Origin of the sequence: Lacticaseibacillus baoqingensis (assembly GCF_003946165.1) — a bacterium.
Classification (GTDB): Bacteria; Bacillota; Bacilli; order Lactobacillales; family Lactobacillaceae; genus Lacticaseibacillus; species Lacticaseibacillus baoqingensis.
The window spans coordinates 1-12,659 of the sequence record NZ_RHOI01000035.1; the positions used below are offsets into that span (position 1 = coordinate 1).

General features: G+C 55.0%; 7 protein-coding genes. All 7 read right to left on the reverse strand.

Going from position 1 to position 12,659, the window contains the following annotated elements; genetic code table 11:
- A partial coding sequence (locus tag EKM91_RS11685) for a KxYKxGKxW signal peptide domain-containing protein (protein ID WP_164508570.1) occupies positions 1–3,950 on the reverse strand: 3,950 nt, incomplete at its 3' end.
- Between the two features lie 406 nt (positions 3,951–4,356).
- Positions 4,357–4,599 carry a hypothetical protein gene (locus EKM91_RS11690; RefSeq protein ID WP_125754102.1) on the reverse strand — a complete coding sequence of 81 codons (243 nt, stop codon included), beginning with the start codon at positions 4,597–4,599 and terminating at the stop codon, positions 4,357–4,359.
- A 6-nt stretch (positions 4,600–4,605) separates the two neighbouring features.
- Complete coding sequence (locus tag EKM91_RS11695; RefSeq protein WP_125754103.1) at positions 4,606–6,015, reverse strand: helix-turn-helix domain-containing protein; 1,410 nt, start codon at positions 6,013–6,015, stop codon at positions 4,606–4,608.
- On the reverse strand, positions 5,979–6,494 hold the full coding sequence (locus EKM91_RS11700; protein ID WP_191987999.1) for an alcohol dehydrogenase: 516 nt from the start codon (positions 6,492–6,494) through the stop codon (positions 5,979–5,981). The genes EKM91_RS11695 and EKM91_RS11700 overlap by 37 nt, the downstream gene beginning before the upstream one ends.
- Positions 6,495–6,645: 151 nt before the next feature.
- Entirely contained in the window at positions 6,646–10,599 is a 3,954-nt protein-coding gene (locus EKM91_RS11705) for a WxL domain-containing protein (protein WP_125754104.1), read from the reverse strand.
- Between the two features lie 77 nt (positions 10,600–10,676).
- Positions 10,677–12,128, reverse strand: a complete 1,452-nt coding sequence (locus EKM91_RS11710; protein WP_164508571.1) for a helix-turn-helix domain-containing protein — start codon at positions 12,126–12,128, stop codon at positions 10,677–10,679.
- A gap of 15 nt (positions 12,129–12,143) precedes the next feature.
- On the reverse strand, positions 12,144–12,593 hold the full coding sequence (locus EKM91_RS14035; RefSeq protein WP_191988000.1) for a hypothetical protein: 450 nt from the start codon (positions 12,591–12,593) through the stop codon (positions 12,144–12,146).
- Positions 12,594–12,659 lie beyond the last annotated feature (66 nt).

A 12,659-nucleotide genomic window follows, 5' to 3' on the forward strand; every position in this document is an offset into this window, starting at 1 on the left:
GGATCTTTTAACAAGTTATCTAAGGTCTGCTTAGCAGCTTGGACACTCCCTTCATTGGCAACTGGCATCGCATCTTGTTGCGCAGCCGTCGCGGCTTTCGCCTTGGCATCCTTAGCTGCATTGATCGCGGTTTGAACCGCATTAGCGGCGGCGGTGACGTCCGCTGTGGTTTGTTGGGCTTGATCGGCACCATCAGCCACTTTGGCATAATTGGCGATCGCTTTGGCAACATCTGGGCTCGTGGCGACCCCATCTGTGGTTGCACCATCAACCACTGCTTGACCAGCCGTCTTAGCGGCTGCCCGTGCTTGCTTGGCAGCGGTGACTGCGTCACCGTAAGCCGTTGCCGCAGCCGTCAGGGCTTGGTTGTCACTAGCCGGATCTTTTAATAAGTTATCTAAGGTCTGCTTAGCAGCTTGGACACTCCCTTCATTGGTCACTGGCATCGCATCTTGTTGCGCAGCCGTCGCGGCTTTCGCTTTGGCATCCTTAGCTGCATTGATCGTGGTTTGTACAGCGTTAGCTGCTGCTTGAACTTCAGCGGTCGTCTTGGCGCCCTTGTCAGCTGCAGTCACAACTTCGTTGTATGCGGTCACTGCGGCCGCCACATCTGGATTTTTATCAAAGCCATCATCGGTTGCCGTCTGAACGACTGCGCCGCCGGCAGTCTTAGCATTTTCACGGGCGGTCTTGGCGTCACTGATGGCTTTGATGTAGTCATCTGTAGCCGTCTTGAGCGCTGCCGTGTCACTGGCTGGGTCATTCAAAGCCTTGTCCAATGCCGTCTTGGCATCGGCAACGGTCTTTTCATTTCCAACTGGTGAGGAATCTGTTGCTGCAGTTTTCGCTGCCTTGTCTTTGGCATCCTTGGCGTCATTGATCGCCGTTTGAACAGCGTTAGCTGCTGCTTGAACTTCAGCGGTCGTCTTGGTGCCGCCATCGGCGCCAGTGACCACATCGTTGTAGGCATTTACTGCAGCCACAACATCTGGGTTCTGATCAACGCCATCTGTGGTTGCCGTATTAACGACTGCGTCGCCTGCCTTCTTAGCATCGGTACGTGCTGTCTTGGCGTCACTGATGGCTTTATTGTAGTCATCTGTAGCCGTCTTGAGCGCTGCCGTGTCACTGGCTGGGTCATTCAAAGCCTTGTCCAATGCCGTCTTGGCATCGGCAACGGTCTTTTCATTTCCAACTGGTGAGGAATCTGTTGCTGCAGTTTTCGCTGCCTTGTCTTTGGCATCCTTGGCGTCATTGATCGCCGTTTGAACAGCGTTAGCTGCTGCTTGAACTTCAGCGGTCGTCTTGGTGCCATTGTCAGCGGCGGTCACAACTTCGTTGTATGCAGTCACTGCGGCCGTCACATCTGGATTTTGATCAACGCCATCTGTGGTTGCCGTCTTAACGACTGCGTCGCCTGCGTTCTTAGCGTCATCACGGGCGGTCTTGGCGTCACTGATAGCTTTGGTGTAGTCTTCTGTGGCTTTAGTGATTGCGGCTGTATCGCTGGTTGGCTTTGACAATGCATTGTCCAATGCCGTCTTGGCATCGGCAACGGTCGTTTCATTCCCAACTGGTGCGGAATTTACTCCCGCGGCCGTTGTGGCCTTGTCTTTGGCCTCCTTGGCAGCGGTGATCGCCGTTTGAACAGCATTAGCTGCTGCTTGTACTTCAGCGGTCGTCTTGGTGCCATTGTCAGCGGCGGTCACAACTTCGTTGTATGCAGTCACTGCGGCCGTCACATCTGGATTTTGATCAACGCCATCTGTGGTTGCCGTCTTAACGACTGCGTCGCCTGCGTTCTTAGCGTCATCACGGGCGGTCTTGGCGTCACTGATAGCTTTGGTGTAGTCTTCTGTGGCTTTAGTGATTGCGGCTGTATCGCTGGTTGGCTTTGACAATGCATTGTCCAATGCCGTCTTGGCATCGGCAACGGTCGTTTCATTCCCAACTGGTGCGGAATTTACTCCCGCGGCCGTTGTGGCCTTGTCTTTGGCCTCCTTGGCAGCGGTGATCGCCGTTTGAACAGCATTAGCTGCTGCTTGTACTTCAGCGGTCGTCTTGGTGCCATTGTCAGCGGCGGTCACAACTTCGTTGTATGCAGTCACTGCGGCCGTCACATCTGGATTTTGATCAACGCCATCTGTGGTTGCCGTCTTAACGACTGCGTTGCCTGCGGTCTTAGCGTTGTCACGCGCGGTCTTGGTATCCTTTACTGCCTGGTCATAAGCAGCAGCTGCAGTATTGATTGCATCGGCAGTGCCTGCTGGATCAGCCAAAGCATTATCCAAAGCTTGTTTAGCAGCTTGAACATCAGCCTCGTTGGCTACTGGCGACGCATTTTGCCCGGCAGAAGCGGTACCCTTGGTAACTGCAGTGACTGCTGCCGTGATGGTATCAGTTGCGGTTTTGAGATCATTGGTCGTTGCCTGTTCAGTATCAGCATTAGACACTGCCTGCTGATATTTGGTGATAGCTGCTTGCACTAATGGATTCGATGCCAAATTAGCAGTCTGGGCATCGGTAACTGCCTTATCGCCTGCTGTCGTCGCTGCTTCACGATCAGTTTTAGCTGTCGCAACCGCCTGCGTGTAATCATTAGTCTTTTGGGTCAGGGTATCGGCATCAAGGTCTGATCCAGCTAAGTATGTTTCAAGTGCTGTACGCGCTGCTTGTACTGTTGGCTCGTTGCTTACAGGCGTTGCCGCAGCATCAAGAGCGGTTTGAGCAGCTGTCTTGGCGGTATCTAACGCAGGATCTGTTGCACTCACCGTTATATTATTTGCGGCAATAACCGGTGCAATCACTACATTTGCTGCGTACGAAACCAGATTCTGCATTTGTGCAACAGGAGTCCCTGGCACCGTTAGTCCATTGAGTGACTGAATAACAGCTGCGAAAGCCGCTTCGACACTAGCATCATTTGTTTTAAGCGCAGCTGCTATCTGTTGACCTAATAAAATGTAATTTGGGTCAGACATTAACGCTGTATTCGCATAATTTTTGCCCAACGCATCATAATAGCCCTTAATCGTTTCAAGCGTCGGCATTGTTGCATTTGTTTCAGCCGGATCACTAGCCTTAAAATTCAGCTGCACTGCCTTATCCAGTTGATATTGGCCAACCAGCGTCTTGATCGCAGTTGTGTCTGTGCCAACTGGCAGATCAAAGACATACTGGTCTGCTTGGGTGGTCAGCTTCGTGCCGGCTGGAAGTTGCTTCAACAAGTCGGCAGCGCTGATGCTGGCTTTGGCTGGGGTCGCACTGGCGGCTGCTTTTGCGGTCGCGGCTGGCTGAGTGGTCGGCGCAGTTTTTGCAGTCTCCGCCGATTGAGTGGTCGCAACTGCAGCTGGGGTGCTGTCAGTTTGCGCCGGGACGGCTGGGGCAGCGACACCGGCGGCGGTCAAGGCAGCGTTGAGGTTTTGCGCCGCATCAAAAAGGACCGCAGACGTTAAACCGGTCTGGGACAAAGTGGTCGTGGCGGCGTTCAGTGCCGTTGCGACAGATGCGGCGGTCGCTGGTTGGGCGGCGTCGATTTGGGCTTTCAGCGCAGCGGCGCCTGGCGTGTTAGCCAGCGCGGCGTTAGCGCTCATGGCTTGTGTGTAAGCCGCTAGTGCTTGGGCGGCTGGCGTTGCGGTAGTCGCAGCGGCGGTGGTTGTTGCAGTGTCAGTGTTGGCACTGGCAGCTGCGGTTGCCGTGTCTGGGGTCGGCTGGCTCGTGGTCAGCTTGACCTTTTGTGCTTGCAGCGCGGTGGCAGAGTTGCTGTCGGCAGCGGTGGCGACTTGTGCCGTGGCAGTGGTGTTGTCGGCATGGACGATTTGCTGGGATAAGGCGATATCCGCTAAGCCGATCAAGGCGATGCCGGCGTATGCCCACATTTTCCCAGACCTGTACATTTTCTTGTGCAACGTCTCATTCATCTTTTGGACCTTGATCTTTAATGCATTCATATCAATAGCTTCCTTTCCCCAGCGCCCCGCGGCGTACAAGGACAAATCTTCATTTGCTAATTTTATTATAGAAATATAACCACTCATTCAAGAATAACTATATTCTACACCATTAATACGATTGTATATTCTTTTTATTAGTAAGTAAATACCTTAATCAAAATTATCGTTAAATCCCTTTAGAATGGGCCTTGAACTGCTCCAAAAACTTATAAATCAAAAAGTTAAAGCCCGTGGTATGGTGTCACCAAGTCTCACATGTGCTGATCAGGTTGAGGGAAAGATTCGTTACGAAAAGTGAAATTTGTTCCCCTCACACACCTAGATTGGATTGCCACTTTTATCACCAACCAAAAACGCACTTGTATCACCTGCCGATGCCGACAGATGATACAAGCGCGCTTTTTTATTGATCTCGGCTTGCTTGCGGGCCGTAGTAGACCTTGTAAGCATAGCCTGGCCCCATTTTGTACGTCATGGTGACATCGCTGCGATATTTCAGCAGACTTTCGATCACCAGCATCTCGCTGCGAGTCACTGGCAAGCCCAGCCGCATCAAGATCTCGGCAGGTGCCAAGCCTACTTCGGCATGGGCGATCAAGTCGGCTAAGGCGGCCTTGTTTAAGGCAGGTGGCTCACTTGCTTCCATAAAATGTCACCTCGGTTTTTTTCTTAATAACGTGATGCGCGCCAGCAAGGCTTGCCGATACGCCGGCAGCGCCAAGGCATCAGCAAACCAATCAAATTGGCGCTGCGGGTGGTGTTGCAAAGTCGGCGAAGCCCCTTGGTGGTCAGTGATCACCAAGTCGCCGCCTGACCCGACCGGCACCAGCTGGCACACGCCAGGCAGCACCTGCAAGAACTCGCGCAGTTGCCAAGCCCCTGGCGAATCCAAAGCCACCGCCACTTCCACGCGCACCTGCCGATGCGCGCAGCCGACGATGGTACGCGGGTCGGCTAAGACTGCCGCCGCGTTGGCCAATGCCGGCGTATGCGTGTGAAAAAGCGCATACGCCGGCGTATCAGGCAGTGCGTCCAGCGCCGCGAACATTGCCTCGGCCCCGGTCGCGTTCACTGGTGCTTGCGCCCACCTGGGTACACCAGCAAATGCCCAAGTCGCATATACCAGCCGCAACAGATTCGCCGCTAGCTGCGGAGGCGCTTGGCCGCCGACAGCCGCTAACAATCGCGCAGTCACCGTTTGAGGCACGCTGGCAAGCAATAGCGCTGTGCCAAACGCCGCGTCATCAAATTGCAGCTGCGTCAACGCCAGCAGCTCACAAGACGTCACTGCGGCTTTGGGCAAATGATCGACTGCCGCTGAATCCAGTTGGGTCGCCAGCGCCTGTAAAGCTGGGTTTGACCCTGGCAAATGGCGCTGGCCGGCACGCAACTTGATCGCCGCCAAGAACAATTGCATTTGCACCCTGCCCACTGGCGACGGCGGGCAATGCGGCAGCGCCTGCACTTGCCGCGCCACCGTCGCTTGATCAACGGCTGCCAGCGGCCAAGCCGTGCCGCGATGCGCCCACCAATAAAAATCATAGATAAAATAGCACACATTCAACTCCGCGCCGACAAAACACAACCGCGACCCGCGCAGCTTCAGCTGGTATTGCGCCAGCCAAACCTTGCACCCCCGTAAGCGCCGGTTGAGCGTCGAGCGGCTGATAAAATGCCGCTTGGCAAATGTTTCTGCCGTCATCCCCGAATTTTGGATCGCGGCATCTACCAGCTGATATACCAAGCTGCGCTGCGCCAAATACGCGCGATACACCGCCAGCGGCACCGGCAGCGGATCAGCTGCTAATAACTGGGCCCGCAAATGCGGGCGCCGGCGGCCAAGCAGCTGCTCTAAGTCCATCAAGATCTCATCGACCACATTATAGGTGGTTTGATAACGCCAATGCAGCTGCACCGCCAAATCGCGCACCGTCACCCCGCACACCGCTTGGCGCGCCAGTTGGGCATAGACTTGATAACGCAAGTCGGCGGCGCGATCCAAAAACACGGCTTCTGGCCTTAATGTCATTGCTGGCTTGGCGGCTGGACGTTTTGCTGACAAGGCGCCGCTTCTGGCAACAAGTCTGCCAGGTATTGGCGTTCGGCATTACGCCGCGCCGCCACCGCTTCGGAAAAGGTCTTGAACTGTTTATTCAAAACCAGGTGTTTGCAAAATGTTAGCCGCGCCACCCACCGCTGATTGTCTTTGTTATAGCTGACGCCGATCACGCCAGAACGATTTTTGACACTTAACTGCGTCAGCACCGTCAAATTGGTCCCGTTGCTGATCCCTAAGCTCGTCGCATCTCCCATTTGCGCTTGAAACTTTGGATTACCCGCGATGCTGCGTTTGGCGGTTTCTTTGCGCAAACAACCACAACTGCGCACCCCGCCGCGCCGCAAGCGATAACCATCAACGATGCACGTGCGGCCGCAGTCGCACTGACAGCGCCACATGGCATTGCCATTGGTCGCTGTTCCCGCATAGCCGATGACGACCAGACGGGCAAAACGCTGGCCGGTTAAATCGATTCGCCGCATGTTTTCACCGCTTTCTTCAAAATTTTTTGTCAACCGCTGAACGGCTTACCACAGTAGGCCGCTCAACACTTGACGTGATGGTCGCCCATCACGTCTTGGCCTGATCGCTCAGACCAGCGCCTGGTTTCCAAGCGCCATGCACTGCGCCAGCTTAATTGCCTGGAACAGCTTGCAGCGACCACTTGATCGTTGCTTGATACTTCTTATTCAAGCTCTTGCGCCCCATCGGCGTATCCATCTTGACCTTCGTGGAATCCCACCCGGCAGTGGTGGTCCCGCGCAAGCCGGCAGTCGTCATCAGCGTCTGTTGCGCGCCGTCAAGCGACAAGGTCGCCGCATTGGTCGTGGCCAATGAACTATCGGTGTTGATATCAACCGTGCCGCTGCCGATCGTGGTGCTGCGTACCTTCGTGGCTTGCGGCAGGAGCAATTGCATCCCTGGCAAGAACGCTTCGGTGCCGGCATCATGATCAGAAGTCAACTGCGCCTTCAAGGTATACCCGGCACTAGTCGGGCTGGCGCCAGTATCGGCGCGATCATCCGACACTTGCATCCAATCAAGGATGTCGGTGCCATTGAACCCTTTAGCCTGCAAGGCGTTGTACGTCTTGGCGGCATAGCTGTAACCCACGGTGCCAAAATGGAAACTCGGCACATAATCCAACCGCAGATCCCCGGTATTGTTGGCGACGTTGCCATCGCCATTTTCATAATCAGGCGCATCTTTAGTCGGGTCATTCGGGTCTTTTGGCGTTGTTGGACCATAGTTGTTGACCACTAACTTCGCCTTGATCGGTGCACTGACATTACCAGCTTCATCGGTCAGCGTTAAGTAAACGTCATGTTCACCGGCCGCCTTGGCTAAGTTTTCCAAGGTGTCCGTGTTCGTGGTGGCCCACTTGATCTGGATCTTATCCGCCGGCGACACATCATCTTTAATGTTGTCTAAAAAGGCACTCATCACCGGGGTCGGTTGGCCGGCATTGATCGTCACAGTCTTAGGGTCAGCCGTTGGCGGAGTATGATCCACTGGCGCCGTCACTTTGGTGGTGCCAGTCCCTTCAGCGTACCCGTTAACGGCAAACGCCGTGACCGTTTGTCCCGCAGTCAGCGTGGTGCCGGCTGGCACGTCGAAACTAAACTTGCCGTCTGCGCCAGCTTTCACGGTGAAACCGCTGGTCCAAGTCGCTGGGGCATCTCGCACCATATCCGTGCTGGGAATAGTTAATGAAGATCCCAGCACAGTGTTATCTAGCGAAAGACGGACATAAGCATTCGGCAGGGTCGTCCCAGTAAGCTTAGTCGCATGAGTGGTCACTGGATTAAGTGCAACATCCAAACCACCGGTTGCTGAAATTACCAGTCGTCTCGTATTACTGCCACCAGTGTAGCCGACCATGCCTGCCGGACTCGTATCTAAACCATTAAATTGCCAATTATATTGTGGCCCACTGCCTGTATACAGCACTGATTGTGAAAATGGACTAGGGGCTGCAGAACTGTATGAAGGTGTGGCCGTCGTATTGCCGCGCTCCCATTCCGCAATGGAACCCCCAGCCAATATCTTGATCCCGCCAGCAAGCTGAGCTGGGGAGCTTTTCGTGAAAATCTGTCCCGCTCCCGACGAGGAATTGACTGGAAGGTAGTAGGCGGAAATCATATCACCACCAGTTTGACTGGTGGTTTGCACGTCAATATAACTTTGATTGACTTGCACGCCTAAGCTGAATAAGCCAACCGCGGTATAAGCGGCATCAGTGTCGACAATCAAACTTGAATTAATAATGTTGAAGTAATTGGTACCGCTCGTCCCACTGGTACTTCTTTGCATCACCGGCGCTGCCATCAGCGCAGAATTTTGAACCCCATGCGTAATCGTTGCTTGCACATGAACGTTCTTGAACTGCAGTCCTTGTGCGGTAGGCGGGTACTGAAACGGAATATCATTTGGATTACAATTCACCACGAAAATCCCAATCAGCGGAACATTGGCATTATAAACTGTGGATTGGATCTTAAGATCTGCGCGCGGCTGTACCGCAGCCTCGTCGATATTGATCTTCCAACTCCCGCCAGTGAAGGCTTTGCCATCGCTGCCTTTCCACTGGACCAAGGTCGCATCGGTGGTATTGCCTCCGACCTTCGCTGTCACAGTGGTGCTTTGACTAAAGGTATAGGTGACAAAGTCCCAAAACAGCGCCGCGGTACCAGTACCGGTGGCAGCCCCGGCATCATAGTTAATGACCACCGAATCTGCTGAGGTCACAGCCGATGCCGCATCCGCGGATTGGAAGATCGGCCGACCATTGACGTCGCGGTTGATGTTAACGGCGGCGTCAGCGGCAAAGTTCAGCGTCTTAGTTTGGACGAATGCGGCCGTGGTGGTATCGGGATTAGCCGTGAAGTGCAAGGTATCTTTCCCTGATAAGATCAAACCAGCTGCTGGCGCGGCAAAGAGATACTGCCCGCCGCTGTAACTGAAGTTATGCAACACCGCTTGTAAGGCGCCGCTGCCGGTCAAGAACTTGCCAGTGCCGCCATTGGCAATGGTCAAGTTTTGCATGATCACCTTGCCGGCGTTGGCGGTAATGGTTTGCGGATTCGTCAAGGTATGCTTGTTCCCATTGACCACCACCGTGCTGGTACCGGTGTAACTCACCGCCGAAGTCGGCGTGAAATCGCCGGTCACGTTGATCACACAAGGCGTCGTGCTGGCGGAGGCTTGTTGCCAAGCTTGTACCCAGCTGGCATCGTCAGAGACGTTAAAGACATTCGCACCAGGCACCGTCGACACGTCAAAATAGTTATCCGCCGAATTGGTCAGCGGCTCGCCGCGCAATGCGACTTTCAACACTGGCAAGTCTGCGGCTTTGTCGATCGCCACGCCGGAAACCAAGTGTTGTGCTGAGATGTTGGACTTTGACGCCAGCGAGTTGAAATCAACCGCCAGCTTCAAGGTGACTGGCGTATCCGCCAGCTGATCCAAATCGATTTGCACCTTGCCATTGACCAATGCGGCTGCCTGAGAGGAGCTGGCAGCCAGGCTCAAGCCATGCGGCAAGCTGAGCTGCATCAAATTCTTGCTGGCAGACGGCGTCGTGCTGACGGCAGTGGTGGGCGCGACTGGCGCAGCCACTGCTTGAGTAGTTGGTGTAGGCGCAGTGTTGGCCAGCAAGGCGTCTGGGGCAGTCAACGCCGGGTCAGCTTGCACCGCTTTGGCAGAAGCTGCCGCAGCGGCAGCCAAGATCGTCTGCGCTTGGGTGTCCGTCGGTGACGGCATCGCCATTGTCCCGTCGGCTTTAGGCCGCTGGTAGGTGAAGGTGATGTCGACGGTCTTCATTTTGCTGGTGATCAAAGCCGTTTTTTGCCCGCCCATCGCCAAGGCAAACGCCGGATTGACCGGCACCGTCGCCCCTGGAGCAGCGGCTTTAGTCGCTGCCGTGGCCGCCTTGGCTTTCGCCGCGGCTTGTTTGGCTTTGGCAGCGGCTTGCGCTTGTTGCGCTGGGCTTGATGACGCTGAAGCGGCGGCCGCACTGCTGCTGGAGCTGGCGGTGCTGCTGCTAGTGGCCGCTTGTGCCGCCGGTACCGGCTGGATCGTAAACGGCGTGGTGCGCGCGACGGTTTGGCCGTTGACATCATGCTTGCCGATCAGTTTCAAAGGCTTGGTGATCGCAGTTGGCGACACCGTCAAGTTGATCCCCATCGCCCCGTGATACTGGGCTAAGTCAATGATCAACTGGCGGCGGTTAACGTCGACTGTGACGCCAGGCTGCTGCGGGTCATAATTGTAGCCCAACCCTTGCGGCAAGTCATACACCATGGTTTCTTTGGCTTGGGTATTGGTAGGCGTCGTTGCCCCACTGCTGGCACTAGCCGCCTGTGCCACTTGCGGCACAGTGGTCTTGGGCATATTCGCAATGAAGCGCAATGCCAAGGTCGTCTGTCCTGGCGCCAAGGTGGTGGTTTCTTGATTCGCTTGAGTTCTTAGCTTGAACGCTTGACTCGTCGGAATGGTGCTGGCTGCGTGGACAAAAGTCGTCCCGGTAGCCACCAACGGTTGGATCAAGACGACCAGCGTCGCGAATAATGCCGCTAAGCGTTTCATCCTGACACCTCCTCCTTCATCGTCTTGCGTCTGTCTGCTAGTCGTTGCATATGGACTAGCCTCCTTTTTTTCATCGATCACAGCGGCTTAATGCTGGTGTGCTTAGCCGCCCGCTTCTCATCGCGTAAGTCGACCAACAACCGTGCGAGATTCTCCCAGTCGATGGGCCGCGGCGGCTGGAGCCACACGACGGTTTCCACAGGCGAATCTACCAGTTCCGGAATGTCGGTCAATAAGATATCCACATCAGCAGTCATCACCGGCTCAAACTCAAGGTTCAAGGTGGTGAAAAACTGCAAGTTGCGCTGCAAATACCGGTCGTACTCTGTGCCTAAGGTGAAGTCGATGCAAATGCGCACCGGCTCAATCAGATCCGTCAGCTGCAAGGTATCGACCAACACGAAGAATAAGCGGTAAAACATAGAGATGCGATACTGCCACAAGCAGTTGCGGACGGTTTGCTGGCGGGCGATGAAGGCTTGTACCAAGTGAAAATACTCTGGGTAGCTGCCTTCAAAAAACCCCATATCCACCCGCTGCCGCGTCAAAAACGCGTCTAGCGGAAACACGGTCGCCGCCAGCACCACTTGCGCATAACGCTGCGCCAGCTGCTCGTGGCTTTGGCCGGATAATTCCAGCTGGGTCTGCACGATGGTCGCAAAGTCTGGCAGCGGCCCGCAATATTGCATGATCGCCGCTGTGTCCAAGCCAGGCTTTGGCACCACGGCTTGATTGGCCAGCAAATACACGACTAACTCCTGCACCAGCCCGGCGGCATCGCCAGCGACCAAGGTCCTTAGCGCAGCTTGTAACTGCGTACACAATGGTGTCAGCGGTGCCAGCAAAGGGGTCAACGTCTGATCAACGCACGCTTGCGGCACCAGCTTGGCCACGCCGGCATAATGGGTGATGACCATGGTTTGATACGCCGTGATCGCCACGCCTGAGCGGGTATTCAAGTCTTTGACCAACTCGGCGACGGCTTTGCTTTCATCTGGTGTCAATAAGTCGCTTTGCGTCTGGCAAACAAAGACATAAAGTGCCGTTAACACCAGGCGTTTTTGCTTAGCTTCACCGGTCAAGGCAAAGGCATTATCGATCCCTAAGCGGTACTCGCTTAAGAACTTGCGCACCGCCCGGAAGCGATTTTTCACGACCCAATACCCGAAGTAATGGGTATCGGCGAATTCCGCTAGACTGGTCAGCTGGCCTTGGACCAGCGCATCGATCAGCATGAAACTGACTGATTCTTGCAAGTAAGCGCGCAACAACAACTCACAGGTCGCTTGACCATCTTCATCAAGCCGCACTTGCCCATCGGCGTGCTGCACGCGCATCACGTCGTCTAAGTGCAGGCGGTGCAAGTCAGTGATCAATTCATCGACCGTTTTATTAAATAAATAGTCAGAAAGGTCCAAACTCGCCTTTTCCTCAGCGTCATTGACGGTGAGTTCCGGCGCATCTTCGAGATCTTGGATCAGCGCGAGTTTGCGCTGCTCGACATTATCTAATAAGGCATCTAGTTGCATACTTACCTCCATCCATTACGCTGGCTGCCGTAATCCTTGCGGCCGCCCGCATAAGACGAGCCCAGATAAGCGCGCCGTCGTCTTGGCCAAGCGCTCACGGTAGTCCGGATCAGGATTGCCGCCGGGAATGTTTCGTGCCTGGGTCATGATGACCTCCTCATGGAAAAACTGTTCATCGACATAGCGATGCCGCTTGTGCTTATGGCGCGGCGCCGCTTTGGGCTTGGGCTTGGCTTTAGGTTTGGCTGGCGTGGGCTTAGCCGGCGCGGCTTTGGCCGGCACATCTTTAGCCGGTGGGCTGGATTGCGTCGGGGCGGCATCATCATTATCCACGGGCAGCACTTGTTGCGCCGGATCTTCAGGATTGACGATCGGCGGATCATTGGTTGCTGCTGCGGTGGTCGTTGGTGTGGTCAACCCTAACGTTCCCGCCACGACCAGACACGCGATCAGTTTGGAATTCATCGCATCTCTACCTTCCTCAAGACATAACGACGAGAAGCCCGCCGCGAAGACTCCCTATTGAGTGTC

What these genes read in the sequence shown, in the direction of transcription:
- EKM91_RS11690 (WP_125754102.1), bottom strand. Translation starts at nt 4,599, where the DNA reads ATGGAAGCAAGTGAGCCACCTGCCTTAAACAAGGCCGCCTTAGCCGAC.
- EKM91_RS11700 (WP_191987999.1), bottom strand. Translation starts at nt 6,494, where the DNA reads ATGCGGCGAATCGATTTAACCGGCCAGCGTTTTGCCCGTCTGGTCGTC.
- EKM91_RS11705 (WP_125754104.1), bottom strand. Translation starts at nt 10,599, where the DNA reads ATGAAACGCTTAGCGGCATTATTCGCGACGCTGGTCGTCTTGATCCAA.
- EKM91_RS11710 (WP_164508571.1), bottom strand. Translation starts at nt 12,128, where the DNA reads ATGCAACTAGATGCCTTATTAGATAATGTCGAGCAGCGCAAACTCGCG.
- EKM91_RS14035 (WP_191988000.1), bottom strand. Translation starts at nt 12,593, where the DNA reads ATGAATTCCAAACTGATCGCGTGTCTGGTCGTGGCGGGAACGTTAGGG.